At 46.5% G+C, this 23,713-nt stretch carries 19 protein-coding genes; 9 read left to right on the forward strand and 10 right to left on the reverse strand.

Going from position 1 to position 23,713, the window contains the following annotated elements; genetic code table 11:
* Positions 1–120: 120 nt before the first annotated feature.
* On the forward strand, positions 121–1,215 hold the full coding sequence (locus H6F98_RS10800) for an endo-1,4-beta-xylanase (protein WP_192218691.1): 1,095 nt from the start codon (positions 121–123) through the stop codon (positions 1,213–1,215).
* 368 nt (positions 1,216–1,583) lie between these two features.
* Here the strand turns inward: H6F98_RS10800 and H6F98_RS10805 are convergent, their stop codons facing one another.
* The 3 genes from H6F98_RS10805 to H6F98_RS10815 form a co-directional block, all read right to left on the reverse strand.
* Entirely contained in the window at positions 1,584–1,985 is a 402-nt protein-coding gene (locus tag H6F98_RS10805) for a type II toxin-antitoxin system death-on-curing family toxin (RefSeq protein WP_192218692.1), read from the reverse strand.
* The gene (locus H6F98_RS10810) at positions 1,972–2,301 is read right to left on the reverse strand and encodes a hypothetical protein (RefSeq protein ID WP_192218693.1); all 330 of its coding nucleotides are present in this window, start codon (positions 2,299–2,301) and stop codon (positions 1,972–1,974) included. Before H6F98_RS10810 ends, H6F98_RS10805 begins: the two co-directional genes overlap by 14 nt.
* Before the next feature lie 875 nt (positions 2,302–3,176).
* Positions 3,177–5,972: a WD40 repeat domain-containing protein gene (locus tag H6F98_RS10815; protein ID WP_192218694.1), complete on the reverse strand. Its 2,796-nt coding sequence runs from the start codon at positions 5,970–5,972 to the stop codon at positions 3,177–3,179.
* A gap of 296 nt (positions 5,973–6,268) precedes the next feature.
* Between H6F98_RS10815 and tpiA the strand changes: the two genes are divergently transcribed.
* On the forward strand, positions 6,269–6,994 hold the full coding sequence (gene tpiA / locus H6F98_RS10820; protein WP_192218695.1) for a triose-phosphate isomerase: 726 nt from the start codon (positions 6,269–6,271) through the stop codon (positions 6,992–6,994).
* A gap of 195 nt (positions 6,995–7,189) precedes the next feature.
* A complete protein-coding gene (gene folP / locus H6F98_RS10825; RefSeq protein WP_192218696.1) occupies positions 7,190–8,050 on the forward strand; it encodes a dihydropteroate synthase in 861 nt (286 codons plus the stop codon).
* Between the two features lie 65 nt (positions 8,051–8,115).
* Here folP and H6F98_RS10830 read toward each other — a convergent pair whose 3' ends face one another.
* The 3 genes from H6F98_RS10830 to H6F98_RS10840 all read right to left on the reverse strand — a co-directional run bounded on the left by H6F98_RS10830 (position 8,116) and on the right by H6F98_RS10840 (position 11,187).
* On the reverse strand, positions 8,116–8,976 hold the full coding sequence (locus H6F98_RS10830) for an SPFH domain-containing protein (RefSeq protein WP_192218697.1): 861 nt from the start codon (positions 8,974–8,976) through the stop codon (positions 8,116–8,118).
* A gap of 357 nt (positions 8,977–9,333) precedes the next feature.
* Positions 9,334–10,416 (reverse strand): photosystem II q(b) protein, encoded by a 1,083-nt coding sequence (gene psbA, locus H6F98_RS10835; protein WP_192218698.1) that lies wholly within the window; start codon positions 10,414–10,416, stop codon positions 9,334–9,336.
* A 222-nt stretch (positions 10,417–10,638) separates the two neighbouring features.
* Positions 10,639–11,187 carry an SRPBCC family protein gene (locus tag H6F98_RS10840; protein ID WP_192218699.1) on the reverse strand — a complete coding sequence of 183 codons (549 nt, stop codon included), beginning with the start codon at positions 11,185–11,187 and terminating at the stop codon, positions 10,639–10,641.
* Positions 11,188–11,676: 489 nt separating this feature from the next.
* On the opposite strand from H6F98_RS10840, the gene H6F98_RS10845 reads away from it, so the two are divergent.
* On the forward strand, positions 11,677–11,913 hold the full coding sequence (locus H6F98_RS10845; RefSeq protein ID WP_192218700.1) for a hypothetical protein: 237 nt from the start codon (positions 11,677–11,679) through the stop codon (positions 11,911–11,913).
* Between the two features lie 140 nt (positions 11,914–12,053).
* Here the strand turns inward: H6F98_RS10845 and H6F98_RS10850 are convergent, their stop codons facing one another.
* From H6F98_RS10850 to H6F98_RS10865, 4 genes are all read right to left on the reverse strand, one after another.
* Positions 12,054–12,938 carry a DUF4340 domain-containing protein gene (locus H6F98_RS10850; protein WP_192218701.1) on the reverse strand — a complete coding sequence of 295 codons (885 nt, stop codon included), beginning with the start codon at positions 12,936–12,938 and terminating at the stop codon, positions 12,054–12,056.
* Between the two features lie 10 nt (positions 12,939–12,948).
* Positions 12,949–14,706, reverse strand: coding sequence for a Gldg family protein (locus H6F98_RS10855; protein WP_242058478.1), 1,758 nt, complete (start codon positions 14,704–14,706; stop codon positions 12,949–12,951).
* 153 nt (positions 14,707–14,859) lie between these two features.
* The gene (locus H6F98_RS10860) at positions 14,860–15,660 is read right to left on the reverse strand and encodes an ABC transporter permease (protein WP_192218703.1); all 801 of its coding nucleotides are present in this window, start codon (positions 15,658–15,660) and stop codon (positions 14,860–14,862) included.
* A complete protein-coding gene (locus H6F98_RS10865; RefSeq protein WP_192218704.1) occupies positions 15,661–16,719 on the reverse strand; it encodes an ABC transporter ATP-binding protein in 1,059 nt (352 codons plus the stop codon). It abuts the gene before it with no gap.
* Between the two features lie 423 nt (positions 16,720–17,142).
* Between H6F98_RS10865 and H6F98_RS10870 the strand changes: the two genes are divergently transcribed.
* The 5 genes from H6F98_RS10870 (at position 17,143) to H6F98_RS10890 (ending at position 23,709) form a co-directional block, all read left to right on the forward strand.
* Entirely contained in the window at positions 17,143–19,221 is a 2,079-nt protein-coding gene (locus tag H6F98_RS10870; RefSeq protein ID WP_192218705.1) for an S-layer homology domain-containing protein, read from the forward strand.
* A gap of 153 nt (positions 19,222–19,374) precedes the next feature.
* On the forward strand, positions 19,375–19,992 hold the full coding sequence (locus H6F98_RS10875) for a hypothetical protein (protein WP_192218706.1): 618 nt from the start codon (positions 19,375–19,377) through the stop codon (positions 19,990–19,992).
* A 276-nt stretch (positions 19,993–20,268) separates the two neighbouring features.
* Complete coding sequence (locus H6F98_RS10880) at positions 20,269–21,000, forward strand: hypothetical protein (RefSeq protein ID WP_192218707.1); 732 nt, start codon at positions 20,269–20,271, stop codon at positions 20,998–21,000.
* A 219-nt stretch (positions 21,001–21,219) separates the two neighbouring features.
* Positions 21,220–22,932, forward strand: a complete 1,713-nt coding sequence (gene hflX, locus H6F98_RS10885) for a GTPase HflX (protein WP_242058479.1) — start codon at positions 21,220–21,222, stop codon at positions 22,930–22,932.
* Positions 22,933–23,073: 141 nt separating this feature from the next.
* Positions 23,074–23,709, forward strand: a complete 636-nt coding sequence (locus H6F98_RS10890) for a hypothetical protein (RefSeq protein ID WP_199348413.1) — start codon at positions 23,074–23,076, stop codon at positions 23,707–23,709.
* Positions 23,710–23,713 lie beyond the last annotated feature (4 nt).

Genomic DNA, 23,713 nt, shown 5'->3' on the forward strand with positions numbered 1-23,713 from the left:
CCTGCCCCTTTTCCCCAGAGGGGACGCTACCTTCCCCTTTTCCCTAAAACCGATTAGCTAAATAGGTGACGCGAGAGGCTCTTGGCAGCTTGTACCATTAACCACAATTTCAGACTACTTATGAAGCATCGTTTATTGATTGCTGTAGTTGCTTTCCTATTGGTGCCAGTTTTAATTCTCCTCAAAGCTAGTGATGCACCCTCATCATCAGTACCGTCACCAACTCCAGCCGCTGAGATATCAGAGACTTCTTTGCGTTCTTTAGCACAAAAGCGAGAATTTAATATTGGTGCAGCAGTAGAAGTGGAACCGTTACTGAACGATGCCAAATATCGTTCTGTTTTGGCAAGTGAGTTTAATGTCCTGGTGCCAGAAAATGCCTGGAAGTTTATTTCTGTACATCCAACACGCGATCGCTACGATTTTAGTCGGGTTGATGTCTTAATGGAATTTGCCAAAGCCAATAATATGAAAGTACGGGGTCACCCGCTTGTTTGGCATTCTTCCCTCCCTCGCTGGCTCTGGCTCAACGAAGAGAAATTCACCCGTGATGAACTCATCGCTATCCTGAAAGACCATGTTCAAACACTCGTCAGTCGCTATCGAGGTCAGGTTTTTGCTTGGGATGTCCTAAATGAAGCGATTAATCGGGATGGCTCTTTGCGAGACACAATTTGGCTGCGGAATATTGGACCCGAATATATTGATCTGGCATTTCAGTGGGCGCATGAAGCCGACCCCGACGCGCTCTTATTTTATAGCGACTATGGGAATGACGAACAAGGTCGAAAGCCAGACGCAATGTACAACATGGTGAGAGGGATGCTACAGCGTGGGGTACCCATTCATGGGGTAGGACTACAAGCACATCGACTGGTACAGGAACCACCCGACGCAAAAGCTCTTGCTGGGAACATGAAGCGGCACGCTGACTTGGGTTTGCAGGTACAGTTTACAGAGCTGGATATCGCAATTTCTCAAGGTGTTGGCAGCAAAGAAGAGCGACTGGAAGAGCAAGGACGTGGTTATGGTGATATCTTCAAAACCTGTTTAAGCATTCCCAAATGTACAGGAATTATTACGTGGGGCTTTACAGACCGCCACACTTGGCTTGGCAGTTTGACAGGTCAGATAGAAGCACCCTTACTGTTCGATGAAGAGTATCGCCCCAAACCTGCGTATGAGGCGATCAAGAAGGTGCTGAGTTCTAAATGAACTAGTGCAAGAAGGCAGAAGGCAGAAAGCAAGAAAGCTTGTTTAACTCTCCCTATACCTCACTACAGAGGGCGATCTCGTTTCTCATAGCAGTGGAGTTATCAGCGCCAAATGATTCAGCGCTGGATGGCTTGCTGTTCCCGCTACTAGAAGGGATTAATCAATGACTGAAGGGTAACTAGAAGAGTTTGCTTCAACCCCTATTTCCTCAAACCCCCCTATCCCAAAAAAATCCTTCCTGACCTGCGAGGCTTGACGCGATCCCTACTGCCCAACAAGAGCCGCTGTCCAACACCCTCTTATTGGTGTTGGACAGCGTTTTTGTTCTCCTCGTCCTAGCTATAGCCTTGGTCGTTTTTTTATTTACTCTAGCTAAGATTGAGTGGTTGAACATAGTTCTCAAACACAACGAAAAGCTCCTCTTTTGATACCTTTGACTCAACTACGTCTATAACCAGTTGCTCAGTTTTTGCTTTAGAAAGAGTTAATTTATAGCCATTAAGTTTAAGAAAAGCATTTACTGTTGCTAAAGCAATTCTTTTATTACCATCTACAAAAGCGTGATTCTTAGCTAAGTGATAAAGATAAGCTGCTGCTTGTTCATGAATTGTTGGATGTAGTAATTCACCACAAAAGGTTTGTTGGGGCTGGGAAAGAGCTGATTCTAATAAGCCTTTATCTCTTAAACCCAGCGACCCGCCAAACTTTCTTATTAATCTCTCATGGATAGCTAAAACTGCATCTTCTGGAACAAACTCAGTGTTTTGCAAGATTCGCGTAAACCCCTGCCCATTCATCTTCAGTATCTATAAAAGCTTGTATAGCTCTCATAGTTAAAGAATCTGAATTCGTACTTTGTTCTTCTGACAAATTAAGTTTTTGTGAATCACTATGCTGATGATTATTGCCAGAAACAATTTCTATTGTTAAGCTGCCAAGATTATTTTCATGCTGCCGATGAAGGCTTATACAGTCAGAGACTTTTATGTAACCAGCAAAGACTCTAAAGATATAAGCCTCTATCATTTTTGAATATTGGGAGGTTTGTTCGTCAGTATTTTGACAGTTGGCGATGCCTCTGTTCATTGTTTTTTCACTTAGTCATAGCCTTGAACAGTTTTTTATTTGTAGTAATAAAAATTCTAGATATGCAAAATTAGCTGAGGCATTGACATCTAGCCACAGCAGAATTAGGATTATAGGAGCTCTATAATTTGAGGTTTGAGTATGAAAGACCCTGCAAGGGGTTTCCTGCTTTTGCTGATTATCCTTTTAACGACTTCAGCCCTTACAGGATATCCCCAGATCAAAGACAGTCAGTTAGTCGATCCGATTATCCACCTAGTAACTTTCTACTTAACGTCAATTAAGTAAAGTTGCTTCACAACACGAGGCTCGGTAGTATTGCCACATACTACTGGGCTTTTTTGCGTGTGCGTCTATCAAATTGCTAGATGTTCTGTGCATATATAAAGACTAACTAGGGATTAGCTAAATGTCAACCGAATTTAACACCCTAACTAGCACCTTAAGTAGCGGCTGTGTTTTGTCCGTCAATCTGATATCATACTGAGCTTTTTGTCAGAACCGTGATTAATGCTGCTAACTCAGACACTAATACCATCGGTAACTCAGGCTCTGTTACAAACTAAGTTAGCGCCGATTATCACGAGATAACACAACGCGATCGCTTCTATCCATCAAGAGCCGCTACTAAATCTCCTCTCTAGGGAGAACAATCTTTAAGTTAGTACACCATTACCTAAGCACCTTACTTCATCAGTAGGGTGCTTTGTTTTATAGCAACATGATGTAAAAGACATCGTTTCTAATCGGTGATAAGTCAGCTTATCAATGATTCGCAATAAGCTAGGCATCGTTTTCAAGAAGAGGCTGTTTTTGACCTTCACGATTCAACTGATATGCTGAGTACATTGATGCAAGTAAAGCGAGAGAAGCAATTAAGTTGACTTATCTATCGATACAACAGCTTCGTTGACGAGTCGCCGCCATTGGCGAATAATCCGCATGAGAATGGCTTGCTCTGGCGAAACGACTTGCTCAACTACATATTCATCTAGGCTATCTAAGGAACTGGTGAGCCGAGCGAGAGTTGCTAGTTGCTCAACACTTGTTGTTGCAGCTTGGTAGCGGCGAACTTCCTTACCAATTTCTCCACAGCGCGTCAGGGCAGCGAGTAGGTTTGGGCGAATTGAGACTTCGTTGGCAGACAATCCTGAAACAACATCACTTGCAGTAGTTAGATCAGATAGCTTGTCATACATTAAGAACTTCGCCAAGGCTTCAAACGAATCAGCAATTTCTGTACCATCTGGATATTGAGTCAAACTAGCATAGATTTTTTCGTAGCTAAATAGGTTGAAATCTTCCGCTTCAACGAGTTTGGTATAAAACAACTCATAGAGCATCCCCGCAAAACGAGTTAGTGGCGTTTGCTTACGGTTACGACCAAACCAGGTTAAACCCCACACTACATTCTCTGCCAGTTGATTGACATCATCACTGCTGAAATTCACCTGCCGATTTGCCAATTCTCCTAGTAAAACTTGCTTAGTAGTGGGCAAGATTTGCCAATCAAGCTGATTAATCGGTGCGGCGACGTAGGTGTTTAAATCAGATGATGTAAGCAAGTAGTAGAGAAAATTTAAGGGTGCAGCGACTGAGTGTAGATGCTGATGCAAAGCGCGTTGGGCAAACATCCGCTGAAACGGGTTACGAACAACATCGGCGATGAGTTGTAGCCCTTCAAGTTCTGATGCTCGTAAATGCGATCGCATTAAAGCTTGTGTTCCAGGTACGGGTAAAACAAGTAACTCGTCCCACCGCGCTGGATGTTGTTTTCCCCGAAACCGACTCAACAATGCCAATAGCAGTTGAACTGGATAAAACGGGAGTCGCAAAGCACCAATGGCGACAAGCAGGTTAAAGCCAATACTAACCGCCATACCTGCTCGAATTCCCGGCAGTAAGCGCCCCTTAAAACTAATAGTTGGTGTTAACGAACAGGCAACAACGATGCCAACTGCTACACCAATGACCAGAATGAAGACGATACTGGCAAAAACACTTAATGCCCTACGATTGGTTAATCCAAAGGTCACACCAACAAACAGACCAAACAAGATACCGAAGATTGCTGTGAGGAGGGCGCTTTGTTGAGCAGCATTGCTGGCATTTTTGAATAAAGGATTAGAGGCAATCCGATCCACGACAAGAAAGGCAAACGCACACACAGGACTAGCAGCAAGGCTAATGATAAAGCTAGAAAGAATGCCGCCCGCTACGCCGAACACCATGACACCGACCGCTAAAATAATCCCGGCACCAATTACCGTGCTAATTAACGCGGCGGTAAAGACGGTGCTGAAGCCTAGGTTATAGCCAACTGCCTTAGTGATTTCTCCCGTCATTAACACTTCGGTGCCGCGCTGCAAGTTCCAAAGTTTGGGATAGCGGTCGAATGAGGCAGAAACAATCTGCGCTGTGTTGGGCAACATTGCGATCGCAGTTATCCATGAACGATGCCCTGTCAGGGTATGCACAAGTTTGCCTTGTTGTAAATCCCAAACTTTTAAGCTGTGGTCACTGGATGCAGAAACGGCTTGCTGTCCATCAGGAGTGACGGCTACATTTGTTACCCAACCGTTATGACCTGTAAGAGTATACAGTTCTTGCCCTTGCTCGATATCCCAAACTTTCAAGGTTTGGTCGGCAGATGCGGAAACTAACCGTTGCCCATCTGGGGAGAGCGTTACACCCGTTACCCAGTTCTTATGACCCGTAAGGGTGCGTAATTCTTGCCCTTGCTCAATGTCCCAAACTTTCAATGTTTGGTCAATGGATGCTGAAATTGCCTGCCGTCCATCTGGCGTAAGGGTAACACCTGTAACCCAAGCACGATGCCCTTTAAGGGTATAAAGTTCTTTTCCCTGCTCAATGTCCCACACTTTTAAAGTTTGGTCGGCTGAAGCAGAAACTACCCGTTGACTATCAGGAGTGACAGCTACTGCCCAGATGATATCTGTATGACCTGTTAGAGTATGCAGTTCTTTCCCCTGCTCAATATCCCAAACTCTAAGGGTTTTGTCAGCCGATGTAGAGATGGCTCGCTTTCCGTTTGGAGAGATGGCAACGCCACTAACCCAATCCTGATGACCTTTGAGGGTTTGCAGTTCCTTCCCTCGCCGGATATCCCAGACTTTCAGAGTGCGATCGCGAGATCCAGAAACTGCCTTCTGTCCATCGGGTGTCACAGCTACAGCCGTAACCCCTTCTTGATGCCCCAAAAGAATATGCCGTTGTGAGCCTTTTTTCAAATCCCAAACTTTGACGGTACTATCCGCCGAGAGACTTTTGATATCAAAATCGCGTTCGCCAGAGGCTAAAACAGCTAATTGCCCGTCTGGTGTCACTGAAATAGAAGTCGTCCAGGCAACATTACTTTGGATAATGCCCTGCGTGTACATAAAGACTGCCAACCCAGCAAGAATGACAGGTAACGCGATCGCAAGTGGCAGCATTAAGTAAAGATTGCGATACGCCGCAACCCGCCACGTCCCCAGCAATCTTTGGTAACCCCTCAAGCGATAGACATCAGGGGATGCCTGATGGAGATAGCAGTGAAACGCTGTCGGACGAAAGTAGACCCAGTAGGCAAGTAATGAATAGTGGGACAACTTCCATGGACTAAGACGTTCGGGGAGTTTGCCTCGAAACTCTGGAAACTTATGCCTCATCAGCTGCACCTCTAGATTGTTCCATCAAACAAGGATGTCCTATCAAGTTCAGTTAATTACTTCGTTTACAGACTTGAGTTTTTTGGGCGTTGTCCGCTGTGTGTTTCAACTGAGTACTGACGGCGCAAATTCTGGACTACTAACCAAAAACGACAATTTTTGTACGAAGTGAGCAAACGAAATTTACTATTATGCCGTAGTTATAACTCGAAACTCTTGCCATGCCCTCAGTAAAACACCCCCGAAAGCTTTAAACTAAAGGGTGCGTTATGGTTTGGAGATACTCTCATTAAGCTGTGCGGAAAATAGTCATTGCCGGTAACTGGAAAATGTTCAAAACTCAAAGGGAAGCCTCTGAGTTTTTACAAAAATTTATGCCTGAGCTGGAAAACACCCCTGAAGAACGGGAGGTTTTGCTATGTGCTCCTTTTACAGCCTTGGGCATTCTGTCTAAAAGTCTACATAATAGCCGTGTACAGTTGGGTGCCCAAAATGTTCATTGGGAAGACGAAGGAGCATACACTGGAGAAATTTCCGGTTCTATGCTAACTGAGGTCGGGGTTCGCTACGTCATTGTTGGTCACAGTGAACGGCGTCAATACTTTGGTGAAACTGATGAAACAGTTAACCAGCGTCTGCTTGCTGCTCAACGTCACAGTTTAACTCCAATTCTCTGTGTCGGTGAAACCAAGCAACAACGGGATGCTGGCGATACAGAATTGCTGATTACGACTCAGCTCAAAAAAGACCTTGTGGAGGTTGATCAGCAGAATCTCGTTATCGCCTACGAACCGATTTGGGCAATTGGCACGGGTGATACTTGCGAGGCAACAGAAGCCAATCGAGTGATTGGTCTAATTCGGAGTCAGCTCAAGGTGCCTGATGTTCCGATTCAATATGGCGGCTCTGTCAAACCCAACAATATCGATGAAATTATGGCTCAACCAGAAATTGATGGCGCATTGGTGGGAGGAGCAAGCCTAGAACCTGCTAGCTTTGCGCGGATTGTCAATTATCAATAGTTGTTGGTTGTTGGTTGTTACAAATAACAGATATAGCGTTTCTCATCCGAGTGAGGTACAGCCCGACCCCTCCCCCAGCCCCTCTCCGCATCGGGGAGGGGAGCAAAACTCCGGTTCCCCCTTCCCTAGTAGGGAAGGGGGCTAGGGGGTTAGGTCTCTTGGGTACCGCACAAAGAGTGAGAACCGCTACAACAAATGACAAACTATCAGGTAGAACAAACCACAATTCGAGAGCGTTCTTTCAACTGGGGAGAGCGAACCTATCTCATGGGTGTCTTAAATGTGACACCGGATAGTTTTAGTGATGGTGGTGAATTCTATGCCCCAACAGCAGCTTTGGCACAAGCGCAACGCTTAGTAGACCATGGGGCAGATATTATCGACGTTGGTGGTCAATCAACTCGACCAGGGGCAGCACAGATTTCTCTTGAAGAAGAACTGAATCGAGTCCTGCCAGTGGTATCTGCCCTGCGATCGGTGTTAGATGTACCAATTTCTGTTGATACAACACGAGCCTCTGTAGCCCAGCAAGCGGTTAAAGCAGGTGCAGATATGGTCAACGATATTTCCGGTGGTACGTTTGATCCGGAGATGTTACCCGTCGTTGCTGAGTTGCGTGTCCCGATGGTGTTGATGCATATTCGGGGAACCCCTCAAACGATGCAAAAACTGACGGACTATGAAGACTTAGTTGGAGAAATCTACGAGTTTCTAGAGCAGCAAATTTCAGCAGCGGTAGCGGCGGGAATTGAGCGATCGCATTTGATCATTGATCCGGGCATTGGTTTTGCCAAAACACTGGAGCAAAACTTAGAACTACTGCGGCAACTCCCAAAATTTCGTCGCTTGGGTGTACCGATTTTAGTGGGAGTATCTCGCAAAAGTTTCATTGGTCGGATTCTCGATCAACCTGACCCCAAAAGCAGAGTTTGGGGAACAGCAGCCGCTTGCTGTAGTGCGATCGCGGGTTCAGCAGACATCCTCCGAGTTCACGATGTTCTCGAACTACGCGATGTCTGCCGCGTTGCTGATGCTATTTGGCGATCGGGAAATTAATGCAAATGTACGTTCAGGGATGAAATTTACTGGTCGGGTTGTTAACGCTCAACCAAAACCAACTGTTAGTGATCACGAGCCGAAGCCGAGTGGCTTACATTACCACCATCGGAAGCTTCAGGAATATCCATCAAATTCGTCATCGCTTCCGTCAAAGCCTTCGGGTCCATGAAGACAACTTTGGAGTTGGCACTTTCACCCAATTTCTGATTCGCCTCTACATAACGTTGAGTAACGAGAAACTGTAGAACTTGCCGACTATTAGGCTGCTCCTGTAAAGCCTTTGAGATGATTTCAATCGACCTCACCGTACCTTCCGCCTCAGCAATCGAGGCTTGTTTCGCACCTTCCGCCTCAGAAATGGCGGCTTGTTTTTCACTCTCAGCCGCCCGCGCCTTCGCCAAGGATTCCAAAACTTCCTGTGGAGGTGCAATCTCTTGCACCTCAACGCGAAGCACTTCTACACCCCAGTTAGCGGTTGCTTCATTCAGTTCCTGTAACAGATGTCGGTTGATATCAGCCCTGGAAGAATAAGTCTGATCGAGTTCCAGTTGACCAATCATTGAGCGCATTGTCGTTTTGACCAAATCTTCAATCGCCCTCTCTAGATCTTCAACGGCGTAGAAGGCTTTTTCTAGTTCTTTAATTTTCCAAAATACAACAGCATCTACTTCTACAGGAATACTGTCTTTGGTAATCGCCTGTTGAGGTGGAGTGTCCAAAACTTGCTCACGAACTGTTTCCTCCACCGCAACTTTGTCAACGAAAGGAATGATGAAGTTCAGACCGGGCCTGAGCTTTCTGTGGTATTGACCCACTCGTTCTACAAGAGCTTCGTTTCCTTCGTTGATAACTTTTGTTGAACCGACGCTATAGCCAATGACTACTAAAATCATTGGGGCAAGGATGGAAAGGATCGAATCCATAGTTTACGTTCTCCAGAAGGAGGTTAATGAATTAACTGGCGTCGCGGCTTGAATTTTCTAAATATCTATATACCCTAGCGCGGCTCAATACAAGTGTCTCTACAGAAAACTTGCGAAAGAGCGATCGCCTTCAAGCATCGAAGTGTCAACTACTTTCAAATTTAACCGTTTTCGCCCTTGACTTGGCCACAATTTGTGATGACCAAGTATTAGGGTGAGAATAGTTGTCTTATAGCCAGATATCGCAACGAACAGTGATTAATCATACTTGATAGGTAAGTATAACCAAGATGGCTACCAGATCAAAAAGCGCCCCCTTATTGGAGACGCTTTTCGTTCAGCTTAAGTTGTTAAGAATTAGCCATTGATAACTGGAGCAGTTAGAGCAACTGGAGTTGCCTCACCAGCAGCCAAGTCCAGAGGGAAGTTGTGAGCGTTGCGCTCGTGCATCACTTCCATACCCAGGTTGGCGCGGTTGAGAACGTCTGCCCAGGTGCCAATCACACGACCCTGTGAGTCGATGACCGACTGGTTGAAGTTGAAACCGTTCAGGTTGAACGCCATTGTGCTGATGCCCAAGGCGGTGAACCAGATTCCAATCACTGGCCAAGCGGCGAGGAAGAAGTGCAGTGAACGGCTGTTGTTAAATGAAGCATATTGGAAGATGAGACGACCGAAGTAGCCGTGAGCCGCAACGATGTTGTAGGTCTCTTCTTCTTGTCCAAACTTGTAACCGTAGTTCTGTGATTCGGTTTCGGTTGTCTCACGTACCAGTGAAGAAGTTACCAAGGAACCGTGCATTGCACTGAACAAGGAACCACCGAAGACACCTGCTACACCTAACTGGTGGAATGGGTGCATCAGGATGTTGTGCTCAGCCTGGAACACGAACATGAAGTTGAATGTTCCACTGATTCCCAAGGGCATTCCATCAGAGAAGGAACCTTGTCCGATTGGGTAGATGAGGAATACTGCAGTAGCAGCAGCAACAGGTGCACTGTATGCTACGGCAATCCAAGGACGCATTCCTAAGCGGTAGGAGAGTTCCCACTCACGCCCCATGTAGCAGAATACGCCGATGAGGAAGTGGAAGATTACGAGCTGGTAAGGACCACCGTTGTAGAGCCACTCGTCTAAAGAGGCAGCTTCCCAGATTGGGTAGAAGTGTAAGCCGATTGCGTTAGAAGAAGGAACAACTGCACCAGAGATGATGTTGTTTCCGTAGAGTAAGGAACCTGCTACAGGTTCGCGGATGCCATCAATATCTACTGGGGGAGCAGCGATGAAGGCGATGATGAAGCAGGTGGTAGCAGCTAAGAGGGTAGGAATCATCAACACGCCGAACCAGCCTACATACAGGCGGTTGTCAGTTGAGGTTACCCAGGAGCAAAAGCGTTCCCAGACGGAAGCGCTGCGCTCTCTTTGTAATGTGGTTGTCATTGTTTGAATGATTGCGGTGAATTGAAGGGGAATGATATGAGGGCAAGTTATCTTTGCCTTGTCTTCAACAATAGTTACATTTATTTACAAAAGCAAGCCGAGTGCCGTCAGTTATTCCTATAAATCTCATAAGGTTTCCTTATGTACATCAGGAACAACTGATAAAATGTTCGACCTCATAAGGAATAAAGAATTGATGTCGAAACCAAAACTGCCTATTCTTCAAACCGCACACAGAACTTGCCGCATTTTACGCATATTTTCTGGCAATTCCATGTGCATCGCCTGTTGAATGAAAACTCCTGGGACTGGAATATTAGGCGTTGCTTGCACGGAGTAGGTGAGCACAGTACCATTACCGCAGTCTTCCAGTTTCAGGTCTGCCGTAAAATCGGTAAAGGTGCCTTTTTCTAGCCGGAACTGAATGTGCTGCCCAAGTACCTCAAACACGTTCAGGCAAATTTCGACTTGAATACTGAGAAACAGAAAGGCTTTTTTGGCAACTTGATATAGACGTTTTACCTCGCCTCGGCGCACAACTTCGCTCTTAGTGATATCGGGGAAGTATTGTACCCAGCGCGGGTAATCGGTTAGTTGCTGCCAAACGTGCGATCGCGCTATGGGTAAGTACATCTGTGCAGTAACAGCACCACCCCAAGCTGAATGCGATCGCGTTTCTACCAAAATCTCCCCTTGTAAAAGTGCTTTTTGCTGATTCGATGCTAGGTCTGGGGTTGAATTATCCGAGTTTGAGAAAGAAAGTGTAGTCATAATAGTTTAACCACTCCTCAATTAATAAGAGTTCGGTTTAAGTTGGGCGGTTTCACACTTGAGTAAACAAGGTAACTCCCCTTAGTTTCAAACATAGAAACAAATGTTTGAAGAAGTCATAAAGTTGCTGTAAAGCTTCCGAGAATTTAGTCTCAAGTTGTTCTATAACTCCCAGACTTGCTAAATATTACGAGAAATGACAGCTTTTATGCGTACTTACTTTCGCTAATTTTGCTGTAGTTAAATCAGATTTTCTTGAGGTTACTCTTAACCTTACAAAAAACAACAAGCTACTCCATAGATCGACTTTTGGAGGTAGATGTTCTATCATCTCATCCGGCTAAACAACATCTTAGCTGAGGTTTGGTTCTTGTAAACTAACTTATACAGAAGTTGGACATTCGACAAACGCGATCGCACCCCTGAGGCTTTGAGACTGAAAAAAGAATGCGGTAATACAACAGACTAACTCGCTACCTAGAACTGAAGATGGCAAAAACTGAAGAACAAGAATTAAGCCAGCAGATTTCGGGGCTTTCTGCCAAACTGAGAACCTATAAAAAAGCCTTAACGAATCCTCACCTCTGTAAAGTGGATAGCCAAATCTTGGTGAATAACATTCTTTGGCTTGAAGCAGAAATCCGCGAGTTAGAGGCTCAACTTGAGATTCACCAACTGATTGCCAAGATGTACAACGTTGCTGCACCAGTCTTTTGTGCTAGCTAGGTCAGGACTTACGCAAATCCACCCCTGAAACACCATTTGTAGGGGCGCTCTAAGGTGCGCTCCTACCAGATATGGCACTTGTGCGTAAGTCCTATAGGTTAAGCAATCGTCTCAACTTCATTAATTCTGGCAACATCTTTTCATCGATTGGAATCCCCAGAAGCCGAGGGTGATGGCTTAGGACTAGGGCTAGGACTCGTAGAAGTGGATGGGGATGGTTTAGGACTGGGACTCACAGAAGCCGATGGTGATGCCTTAGGGCTAGGGCTTGCAGAAGCCGATGGGGTTGGCGTAGGACTGGGACTTGCAGAAGTCGATGGTGATGCCTTAGGACTAGGACTTGCAGAAGCCGATGGTGATGCCTTAGGGCTAGGACTCACAGAAGCGGATGGAGTTGGTATAGGGCTTTCAGAGGTCGCTGAGGGTTGAGGACTTGCAGAAGGGGATGGTGACGGTTCAGGGGTTTCTAGTTTGCTTTCCCATTCTGATAGTGGACGATTGACAGCATACTCAAAGTCCACTGGTACTAAAAGCACTTGCAAGGGTTGAGATGCCCCAGAGGGGGGGTCTACCTGAGCATATAAGAAACTGCGATTAAAATCAGGCTTACCCAAAATGAGCTTATGAGTTTTTTGGTCTTTGAGCTTTACTTCTACAGTTGCTTGGGGCTTATCTAAGCCATACTCCTGAAGCTGGTTAGCCGATATGGGAAAAGAGCGATCGCTTTTTCCCTCTACGAGCAAGTTCACCAAAAAGGAAACAGCAGCATCACTCGCGGCTGCTTCTTTTGGTTTTTTCATCTGCCAACCGGGTACTGGTTCACTGACTCGCTCAAATTCCAAAGTTTCCTGATTACCATCAATTGTCAAACTTTGAATTTGGTCATTTTTAAACCCGAAGATCGGCTGCTTTGTTGTTTTAGTCGCTTCCCGCTTTGGGGCACCTTGAATTTCATAGAAATATACAAAACTGCCTAATAACAGGGCTGAGACGACCAAAACTAAAGTTGTCCGTTGTAGCTTCATAGTTCACTCTCTAACGGCGTCGCCACCACATTAAAGCTGCTGTTGTTAACCCGAATAAAGGCATGAGCAAGAGTGCTGTCCAACCCAAGGCTCCACTTTGGACTTCGGATAAGTTTATACGGCGGTTTTTTGGCTCTTTGGGACGGATAGATAATGCTTGCTCATCCCGCTTACTTAACCAACTAATGGAGTTGAGAAAGACATCACTATTTAGCTGTTGCTCAAACCAACCATCTGTCGCGAAATTTGAGTTTCCATAAACAACAAGTCGCGACTCTGAGGGCTTGTTATCTGCCTTTTGCTGATTCCCTAAGAAAGGCGAGGTTCCCGGTTGCCCGCTAGGAGACGCTGAGGCTTCCGGTGACGCTTCTGGAGAAGTGGTGGGTGATGGGCTAGGACTGGGTGACGCTTGAGTGTTGGGTGTCGGGGATTGGTTAGGAGAAGTGGTGGGTGATGGGCTAGGACTAGGTGACGCTTGAGTGTTGGGTGTCGGGGATTGGTTAGGAGAAGCCGTAGGTGACGCTCCAGGACTCGCTGAAGGTTGAGGTTGTGGTGTGGGTAATGCCGATGCAGGTTGAGCTTTACGACTCAATGCGACACCAAGCGTTAATGGTCCAGGGCGATCGCTTCCTTCATCAAATTGTAAGGGTTGCTTGGCGGGGTCACTCTCTGCCCAACTCTGGTCACTCGTCTGTACTAGAGGCGTTTCTTCAATACCCTGTACTGGCTTAGTTACTATAGGTTGTGCCAGTGGATACACGGAAAATCCGTTATTAAAGGCTTGTGTAATTGGATGATTTCCATAGTTGGTCACAATAGGCGTTGCGGGGCCAAGACCAACAGCACGCCCCTGACCGGAAGCATCAATTGCGATCGCACCATCTAGCGTTACGCCCCAGTCATTCAGTATGCTATTCAGTCCTGGATCGGCATCTGGGTCTAGCATCACTAGTAAGCTGCCGCCACTTGAAAGATAATTTTTTAACGCTTGCACTTCTTGTGCAAACAGCTTCCGTTTGGGACCAGCAATGACAATAAGTGAGGCATCAGCAGGAACTTCTGTGCGCTCAGCTAAGTTGAGCGGTTGTACAGTAAAGTTTTCCTCTTCTAGAGCCTTCATTGCTTGAGAAAGTCCACCTTCTACCTGTTCTAGAGGGCGTTCTCCATGACCTTGAAGGAAGTAAACCTGGTCGGCACGAGCGTTGGTGATTCGTTCGATACCATTCGTTAGCTTGATTTCTGAAAGGCGTTCAGCATCGCTCACTGTTTGCAAGGGCTGCCGTTCAGCGCCATATTCCAAATAGACCTGTCCAACGGACTGAACATTAAATTTCTGTGCGATCGCAGGTTTTAGCTGCGGGTCAACAAACTCAAACTGCAAATTTGAGCCATAGCGGCGGTAATTTTCTAGTAATTCCCGGTCAGCAGGGTTGGGGTTGGGGTTAAATACCCAGACCTTCACGGGTTGCTGCAAATTTTTCACCACCTGCTGCGACAGTGGAGAAAGCGTAAATAGCTGATTTTCGGTTAAGTCTACGCGCAGTGGATAGCGTACTGCCAAAAAGTTAACCAATGCCAGAATTACCAACACCGATAACGTCGCGATCAAGGCATTCGTCCCAGCTTGTGTCGAACGGCGTCCCCAAAAACCGGGTGCCAAACTTCCTAGAAATAGCAGCCACAAGCCAATAATTACAGCACCAGCAATCAGCAACCCTAAAGCCACTGGCGACCAATTGCCAGAGACAATCCTGGCTGATATGCCCATGATGCTCAGGACTGGTCCGAGCAAAAACAGATAACTTAAATAAGTCTTACTTTTGATAGATTTCATTTTAGGTGAAAGATGATGCGTGATTAGCTATTGATTGGCAAATTGTTAGAGCAATAACCTTCTAGCAACTAACAACTAACAACTTTCTCAAGAACGCTGAAAACGCAAGGCATCAATAGACTGGGCAGTGAGAAACAACCCCAAAATAATGTAGCTTGCAAATACCACAAGATTGCTAGTATCAAAGACACCCTGTACGAGGTTGTTGTAATTCTCTAGTAAGGATAAATGACCTAAAGCGGCACCTACAGAACCACCGATGCTTTTAGCGACTAAATCAATAATCCAGAGGAACAACACGAGTCCGAACGTGAGGATGGCAGACAAAATTGTGCTGTCAGTGAGGGAGGAAACAAACATTCCCAGTGAGAGGATTGAAGCAGCAAGTAAGATTAAGGCAAGGTGAGCGAGTAAGGGAACCGCAGGGGGTACAGGCGGATTAGCGGCACCAAGTGCGATCGCTTCATAAGCCAGTAATGGCACAATCATTGCTGTAAAAAATGTCAGTACACCCAATAACTTCCCTACTGCCACCGTCCAGTTGGTGAGGGGCGACGTTGCCAATAGTTCTAAAGTCCCACGCTTGCGTTCCTCCGCATAAAGCCCCATTGAGAGAACTGGTAAAACAAACAAGGCCAAAGACCCCATAACGCTCATGAAGTAGCGCAAAAATTCATAAGCGACATCAACGGGTGGTGTCGGCACACCCATTTGGTCTTGCGCTGCTACTTGGTTAATTACCCCTTCTGGACTCAAAAGAATTGCCACAAAAAAGAAGCCAGACAGCAGCCAGAAAACACCCGCAACGATATAAGCCAAGGGCGAAGCAAAATAGCCTTGCAATTCCTTGCGGTAAATCGCCAAGATGTTGCCAATGATCATACCCATCTAAGATTCACCTCCAGTCGGGGATTCGGGATTAGGGAGTGGGAATTGGGGAGTGGCAGGAGTTTGATCTTGTTCTGTATCTTGTATCTCCCGCCCGGCGTCAGTCTGAGTGAGTGGTAGTTCTTGGGTTGTCAGTTCCAAGAAGACATCTTCCAGGGTGGCACGAGTGCGCCGCAGTTCATGTATGCCTAAACCTGCTCCGATGGTGACAGCGGCAATATCGCGTCCCGGTTCAGCACCAGGGGCTGAAACTATACGAATTAAGGAACGATCAAGTGGTAAATCATCAGTAGGAACGATTTCCACCATGCAGACTCCGGGCAAAATTTGTAGAAGCTTCTGTAACTCTACAGCGTCGCCATCTACCTCTAATTCATACCCTGACCCCCCAACTAACTGCGCCAGTAAGTTTTGGGGGCTATTCGTGGCGACAATTCGACCCCGGTTGATGATTGCTACACGGCTACAGGTCATACTCACTTCTGGCAGGATGTGAGTCGAGAGGATAATCGTATGTTCTCCGGCAAGGCTCTTAATTAAGTTACGGACATCAATAATCTGTCGAGGGTCAAGCCCCACAGTCGGTTCATCGAGAATGATTGCAGGTGGGTCGTGAACAATTGCCTGAGCAATGCCAACGCGCTGCCGGAATCCTTTGGACAGTTTACGGATGAGGACTTTACGCTTATCCGTCAGGTTGCAGCGTTCCATTGCCGATTTTACCTTGAGAGTGCGATCGCCTGCTGGAACACCTTTGATTCGAGCGACAAAGTGCAAAAATCCCTCAACGGTCATTTCGGGATAAAGCGGCGGTGTCTCCGGCAAGTAGCCAATCCGGCGTCGAACCGCCATCGAATCTTCATGAACATCGTAACCAGCAATGTGGGCGCTGCCACTACTTGCTGGTAAATATCCAGCCAAAATCCGCATCGTTGTTGTTTTCCCTGCCCCATTGGGCCCAAGAAACCCCAAGATTTCCCCTGGCTCAACGCTAAAGGTAACATCCTGAATCGCTGGGGTAGAGCCGTAGATTTTGCTGAGATGCTCAACTTCAATCATGGTGCTGGTCGTTCACTATAAAGGTTTGAATCGCTTGCATTAAAGGAAAAGCCAGGGTATTACTGAGATTTCATTACGCTTTGATCTGCTTAGGGTCAGGATAGGACTATCAAAAATACTAGACTACGGTCTGCCTTGTCTGCCGTACCCCCTCGCCCATGAATCAAGAGGCGAATGAAGCTGAACAGCTCTCAAGCCAAGAGTTTTGTGCGGTTACGAGGAATCTTCAGCCTTGGTAAAGCAACATTAAGAATGACCTTGATCAGGTTTTTTGCTGAAAGACAATCGATTTCCCCAACCCTCCTACATCTTGGGGGATAGTAGAGGGATCATAAATGTTGCCGTTGAATCAAGATATGGAAACAGCATTTTCTTCTTATTTGTGACGTCTCTATTGTTACTGTTTTAGTAAAATCGCAAATCATGGTTCAATCCACTCTTTACGTTAACCCAGCGACTGGTAAGGATTCCGGCGCTGGTTCCTCTACGGTCCCCTTGAAAACCTTAACGAGGGCACTCGCCTTAGCGAAAGCAGGAACCACAATTCAACTAGCTTCTGGAACGTATAGTGCAACTGGGGGAGAAGTCTTTCCCTTAGTTGTCCCGGCTGGGGTAATGGTGTTGGGAGATGAACCCAGTAAGGGGAAGGGAATTTTGATATCGGGGAGTGGAACCTATCTTAGTGCCAGTTTTGGCAATCAAAATGTCACAATGCGGTTGGATTCTAACGCCCAATTGCGAGGCGTAACGGTGACGAATCCAGTAGAAAAAGGGACAGCCGTTTGGCTGGAATCCACATCACCGACAATCGCGAACAACACCTTTACCCGCAGTCGCCGCGAGGGAATTTTTGTCACGGGTACCAGCAAACCGCTAATTCTGGATAATGTCTTTAGCGAAAATGCCTCTAGTGGGATTTTCTTGGTACGCAACGCCAAGGGAGAAGTGCGGCGCAATCTTTGCCAGAAAACGGGTTACGGTATTGCGCTTAGCGACTCGGCGGCACCTCTAATATCAGATAACACACTAGTTAGTAACAACGCAGGGATTTTTCTCTCCCGTGAGGCACGACCTGTACTGCGCCGCAATCTAATTGAGAAAAATACGGCTAGCGGTTTAGTGGTTACAGCGAGTGCTAGACCCGATTTGGGAAGTTCTCAAGACCCAGCAGGCAACATCATCAGGGATAACGGTCAGGTTGATTTACAAAATGACACATCGTTGACGTTGGTTTCAGTGGGAAATCAACTCAACCCAGCACGAGTTTCTGGGTCAGTTGTCCTAGGTGTGGCACAAGTACCAACTCCTGTAACAGGCCCATCTCAGTTTAGTGACCTTGCGACTCATTGGGCAACAGGCTTTATTCAGGGATTGGTGACGCGGGGACTCATTCGTGGCTTTCCTGATGGCACCTTTAAGCCAGAAGCTAGCATTACCAGGGCAGAGTATGCGGCAATAATTGCGAAAACGTTTGACTTGCCTCGAAAGGAGGGAACGGGTACAGGTATGTTTGCCGATGTTCCTGCTGCTTTTTGGGCAGCATCGGCAATTAGCCAAGCTGCTGCAATGGGCTTTATTTCCGGATTTCCCGATAAGACGTTTCGCCCTCAGCAAAATCTGACGCGGGTGCAAGCGATAGTATCGCTGGTTAGTGGTTTGGGGTTAACGGGGGGGAATCCCAACCTGTTACAGTTCTATAGCGATCGCGCTCAAATTCCCAGCTACGCCACAGATGCACTTTCGACAGCAACGCAACGACGACTGGTGGTGAATTTTCCTAAAACCAATCAGTTGGAACCGATGCGTAGTATTACCCGTGCTGAAGTAGCGGCACTGATTTATCAAGCTTTGGTTGCAACAGGACGTGCAGACGTTATTGCTTCACCCTACATTGTCACCCCCGACCTATCTAGTCCCTCGTTTACTGATATTGAAAACCACTGGGCAACTGATTTTATCCGTCGTCTAGCTAACCTAAACCTCGTTACTGGCTTTGTTGATGGCAGCTTTAAGCCGGATGCACCGCTAAATCGGGCGCAATATGCTGCCATGATCGTGAAGATTTTTAACCCCAATCCCATACGTCCTGCGGCTCAATTTAGTGATGTTCCAGCGAATTTCTGGGCATCAACAGTGATTACCAGTGCCTCCCGAGGTGGCTTCCTTTCTGGATTCCCCGACCAAACGTTCCACCCTCAGCAGAATTTACGGCGACTGGAGCTAATTACTTCTCTAGCAACTGGGCTTTCTCTACCTACTGCTGATGCGAAGGTCTTGGAATTTTACGAAGATCGCGATACGATTCCGGCTTATGCTAAACCTGCGATCGCTGCTGCCACTGCTGCCGGAATTGTTGTTAACTACCCGAAACTATCACTTCTGCAACCCAAGCAGGAAGCAACACGCGCTGAGGCAGTGGCTTTTGTGTATCAAGCTTTAGCAAGAAGCGGACGTGTTAGCGTGATTAACTCACCCTATATGGTTTCGATACCAACAAGTTGAGGTTTGTTATAGCAGTAGCCACGAATGTTAGGACATTAACGGGAGCTTGTGTTCCTTAGAAGTGAGCCTATTTAACCCAAAGCTGACCGCTGAAAGCTGACTGCTGATTGCTGATTGCTATAAGTAGGTCGGCAGCAAAAAGGAGTTCTACCGATGGCTTATAGCAATTTTACTCTGGCTAAAGTCAAGGAAGATTTTGGTTTAACGGTGGATGAAACGCAAGATTTGTTTGCTGGAATTGAAGCAGTTAAGCCATCAGAAATTTTAATGGTTACTTTACAGGAGTATATTTCTTTAGCAACGGCAATTGGTACAGAAAAGGCACGTTCTGAATTTTTAATTGCGCCAATTTTAACTGAGGTCAGACGGCAATTAAATTATCAAATTAGCTTATTCTCTGGTACAGATTTTAATGTAGATGTAGAGAAGGGGCTTATCGGATACTGTGATTTTCTGCTCAGTGCATCTAGGGAGCAGTTTTTCATTAGTGCGCCAGTTATTACTATTGTTGAGGCAAAAAATGAAAATATTATTGGAGGGTTGGGGCAATGTGTAGCAGAAATGGTGGCGGCTCAGATTTTTAATCAACAAAAAGAAATTGAGATTCCCGTGATTTATGGTGCTGTAACTAGTGGTACGGCTTGGCGTTTTTTGACGCTCAATGAAAACACCGTCTGTATTGATTTAGTAGAATATTATATCAATCAAGTTGAGATAATATTGGCAATTATTTTGAAACCTATTCAATCCTATTTGTCAAACCTAAATTAGGGTAAGAATATTCATCTTATGAGAAGGTATTAATACTAAGTTATATATCCATTTAACCCACAATTGGCAGCAACATCGGTAGCAACGGGAATCACGACTTTGCTAGTAGACTTAGCCATAAGTGTCCAACTATACTTCAGAAAATTAGATGTAGCGTCTTACCTCAGTTCTAAATCTTTAGCCTCACGCGAATCATGATAAGAAAACTCCAGGAGTGGGTATACAAGAACTATTCAGCCCCAATCCAGAAGCCAAAAACCAAAAGCCAAACATGAGATGAGGGAATCAGCCGTAGACCCAGCCATTGCCTATGCCGTTGCGTTGCTCAGTCACTATAAGTTTGAGCTAAGGGGTTATACTGCCCAAGAATTAGTCAATCTGTGGCTGAGAAATTATCAGGCAAGTTGGGTACGTCTGGGTGTGATTGAGGCGCTGTATCAAGGACGCTACAAAGCAGTTTCAGTTGAACAAATCTTAGCAGTTTGGGGACGGCGGGGACAGCCAATCTATCGCTTTACCCATGAGTTTGAGCGGCTAATTTCTCGCAAGCTTCCCCAAAGCTTGACGGCACGATTCAACTCAGCAGCCATCGACCTGAGTCAGGAGTTTAGTCTACCACCTGTGACTTCCAGTTTTCAGGACATGATTGATGAGAGCGTGATGCTGGAGCCAACTGTTGAGAACCCAGCACCCATAGAAGAACAGGAGACTCCACCTACTGACACAATTATTCCACAAGAGGATATGGAGATACCCGACCTGTTGGATGACCCATCAGAGGAACTGACTACCATGGGTTTCAACCCGGCATACGATGCCGATTGGTCGCGCTGTGAACCACTCAAACAACCCATTCACCAATTTACACCCCCACCTGATGCTTCAGGCTTTTTCCTCAAGCTTAAGGCAGTTGTTCAGCAGCAAGAAGAAGCCCCGGTTAAGGTTGGGACACCACTGGTTGATGAGCCTGAGTCAGAGCTATCTGAGCCGGATTCTGAGAAAATTTGAGAGAAATGCGATCGCCTTTTTCAGCAGACTGTATACAGTGCTACAAGGCTACTCCAAAACTTACTACACCTAACCAACAAACCCAGCTTGGTAGGCAATTTATTAGTAGGAATTGTTTGCTTAGCCTACTTAGTCCAAAGGAAAGATTAAGTTACACACAAAGATCGCTAGATATAGAGTTAACGAATTCAGAAACCAGTTTACTGGTTGGTCTTACCCTTGACTATTTACGGAAACCTTAAAGGATTAAAATCGAGCCACATCAAGCAACTAGAGCATCTGTACGAGCAGCGGCAACCAGGCGATCGCATAACGACTCCGGAATTTGCTCAAGCGCTAGCAGCAATCAGTACGCAAATCCATCAGCCTGTGTGCAGCTACATCAATCGACGCGGACAGGTAATCCGAATTGCGGTAGGTACACCCAGTCAGACTCAAATTCCTCCCCAAGAACTGCCTCGCCAAGGCGCTCAACGATTGAGTGGTATTCGTTGCCTTGCTACTCAACTCAAAGGAGATACACCAGATGCAGCGGCACTGACAGCAATGGCACGGCAGCGTTTAGACGCTTTAGCGGTATTAATCCCAACGGGTAACGGGGGTGAACAACGAGGCGGCACACCCAGTGGTTCTGTTAAGGAAGCTTATCTCGCTCATCTTGTACCCGATTTAGAAACGCCTTGGATCGTTTCGTCTCCCTTGAGTCTGGATGAGCTAAGTGAGAAGGACTTTGACGACTTAGTTGATGAATTGGAGAACGAGTTTCAAGAATCCGGCTTTGAAACATCACAATTTCAAGAGAGTGAGTCTGATGGCGATCGCGTTCTCTTGGTTGGCTTGATGACTGAGGATCTATCTCCCCAAAGGTTTCAAGATAGTCTCGAAGAACTTGCTCGGTTAGTTGAGAGTGCAGGAGGAGAGGTCGTAGAAATCGTGCAACAAAAGCGATCGCGTCCTCATCCTCAGACAGTCGTTGGTCAGGGAAAGGTTGAAGAAATTGCCCTCCGCGCTCATAAGCATGGAGCTAATCTCATTGTCTTTGATCGAGACATTTCTGCCTCTCAAGTTCGCAACCTAGAAGCCGAAATTGGCATTCCTGTAGTAGACCGGACTGAGGTGATTCTAGATATCTTCGCTCAACGCGCTCAATCCCAAGCGGGTAAATTGCAAGTGGAACTGGCGCAACTGGAATATATGCTGCCTCGGTTGAGAGGTCGGGGTCAGGGTATGTCTAGGTTAGGAGGCGGAATTGGCACCAGAGGCCCTGGTGAAACCCGACTAGAAACTGAGCGGCGAACCCTTCAGCGGCGAATCGCACAACTCCAGCAGGAAGTCAACCAATTACAAGCGCATCGTTCCCGCTTACGACAACAGCGACAACAGCAAGCAGTCCCCTCGATTGCTGTAGTGGGTTACACCAATGCAGGTAAATCCACCCTACTGAATGTATTAACTCATGCCGAGGTTTATACAGCCGATCAATTGTTTGCGACCCTCGACCCAACAACACGAAAGCTGGTCATTACAGACCCTGAAACCCAAGAGCGGAGAACCATTCTTCTTACAGACACCGTTGGGTTTATCCACGAACTCCCGCCACCGCTAATGGATGCGTTCCGAGCCACACTAGAGGAAGTGATAGAGGCGGATGCCTTGCTACATGTCGTCGATCTTTCTCATCCAGCGTGGGAAAGTCACATCCGCTCAGTAATGGAGGTGTTAGACGAAATGCCTGCCATTCCGGGGAAAACTTTGATTGCCTTTAACAAAGTGGATCAGGTCAATAGTGAAACCCTAGCTTTAGCGAAGCAAGAGTATCGCGAAGCTGTATTTATTTCAGCGACTCAACGCTTAGGTTTAGATACTTTACGACAGCGATTGGTGCAATTGATGGACAAAGGCGTTTCACCTCCAACACTTATAGAAAGATAGAAGGCAGTGCTGGGAGTATGCACTGAGGATAAAAGAAACGTCACAAACCCCTCGGTCAGCCAAGCAACGAGGGGTCGTTCATCAGTCCTTTATACTGAACACAATCAAAGTTTTGTTCTAAGGGTTCAGTGGCAACGTCCGATGGATAACTATAAGACGAGCAGCAACCAACTTCAGACGACACCCTCAATCGACCCAGCACTAGAGCAAGCGATCGCGTTTTTAACCACGCCATCTGCCAAACCGCCTGCGCCTGAGGCTGTCGTTGAGGCACTGCTTCAGGCAGAGAAGACGGCTAAACAGAGCAAAGTGCGCCATACCTACCCGCAGTTGCTAGGTACTTGGCGATTGGGATTTATTACCGGAACAAAGCGATCGCGTAAAAGAGCAGGAGTTATCCTAGGAGCTGGACGGTTTCTGCCTTCTTGGGTCAAGATTCATCTGTCCTACTTGCAATCCGAGTCCAATCAAGAGCAAGGAACCGTTCAAAATTCCGTTGAACTTGGACTCTTAAAAATGGTTCTCACAGGACCGACGCAATTCTGGTCGAAGACGAATATGCTAGCTTTCGACTTCACTCGGATGCGGGTGTCATTGTCCGGATTGAAGTTGTACGACGGCTATATTCGTAAGGGTCAAGAGCGGGAAGTTCGCTTCTATGAGCAAGGCGTGAAAGAGCAGGCATTTTTCACCTACTTCTTAGTAGAGAACCTTTGCCTTGCGGCTAGAGGTCGAGGAGGTGGGTTAGCACTGTGGACACGGGTCAAAGATAGTTAACTCG

Source organism: Microcoleus sp. FACHB-SPT15 (genome assembly GCF_014849525.1).
In the GTDB taxonomy this organism is placed as follows: domain Bacteria; phylum Cyanobacteriota; class Cyanobacteriia; order Cyanobacteriales; family Coleofasciculaceae; genus Symplocastrum; species Symplocastrum torsivum.

What these genes read in the sequence shown, in the direction of transcription:
- H6F98_RS10855 (WP_242058478.1), bottom strand. Translation starts at nt 14,706, where the DNA reads ATGGGCATATCAGCCAGGATTGTCTCTGGCAATTGGTCGCCAGTGGCT.
- H6F98_RS10880 (WP_192218707.1), top strand. Translation starts at nt 20,269, where the DNA reads ATGAGGGAATCAGCCGTAGACCCAGCCATTGCCTATGCCGTTGCGTTG.
- H6F98_RS10850 (WP_192218701.1), bottom strand. Translation starts at nt 12,938, where the DNA reads ATGAAGCTACAACGGACAACTTTAGTTTTGGTCGTCTCAGCCCTGTTA.
- folP (WP_192218696.1), top strand. Translation starts at nt 7,190, where the DNA reads ATGACAAACTATCAGGTAGAACAAACCACAATTCGAGAGCGTTCTTTC.
- psbA (WP_192218698.1), bottom strand. Translation starts at nt 10,416, where the DNA reads ATGACAACCACATTACAAAGAGAGCGCAGCGCTTCCGTCTGGGAACGC.
- H6F98_RS10815 (WP_192218694.1), bottom strand. Translation starts at nt 5,972, where the DNA reads ATGAGGCATAAGTTTCCAGAGTTTCGAGGCAAACTCCCCGAACGTCTT.
- H6F98_RS10870 (WP_192218705.1), top strand. Translation starts at nt 17,143, where the DNA reads ATGGTTCAATCCACTCTTTACGTTAACCCAGCGACTGGTAAGGATTCC.
- H6F98_RS10875 (WP_192218706.1), top strand. Translation starts at nt 19,375, where the DNA reads ATGGCTTATAGCAATTTTACTCTGGCTAAAGTCAAGGAAGATTTTGGT.
- H6F98_RS10865 (WP_192218704.1), bottom strand. Translation starts at nt 16,719, where the DNA reads ATGATTGAAGTTGAGCATCTCAGCAAAATCTACGGCTCTACCCCAGCG.
- H6F98_RS10890 (WP_199348413.1), top strand. Translation starts at nt 23,074, where the DNA reads ATGGATAACTATAAGACGAGCAGCAACCAACTTCAGACGACACCCTCA.
- H6F98_RS10830 (WP_192218697.1), bottom strand. Translation starts at nt 8,976, where the DNA reads ATGGATTCGATCCTTTCCATCCTTGCCCCAATGATTTTAGTAGTCATT.
- H6F98_RS10810 (WP_192218693.1), bottom strand. Translation starts at nt 2,301, where the DNA reads ATGAACAGAGGCATCGCCAACTGTCAAAATACTGACGAACAAACCTCC.
- H6F98_RS10845 (WP_192218700.1), top strand. Translation starts at nt 11,677, where the DNA reads ATGGCAAAAACTGAAGAACAAGAATTAAGCCAGCAGATTTCGGGGCTT.
- H6F98_RS10860 (WP_192218703.1), bottom strand. Translation starts at nt 15,660, where the DNA reads ATGGGTATGATCATTGGCAACATCTTGGCGATTTACCGCAAGGAATTG.
- H6F98_RS10840 (WP_192218699.1), bottom strand. Translation starts at nt 11,187, where the DNA reads ATGACTACACTTTCTTTCTCAAACTCGGATAATTCAACCCCAGACCTA.
- H6F98_RS10800 (WP_192218691.1), top strand. Translation starts at nt 121, where the DNA reads ATGAAGCATCGTTTATTGATTGCTGTAGTTGCTTTCCTATTGGTGCCA.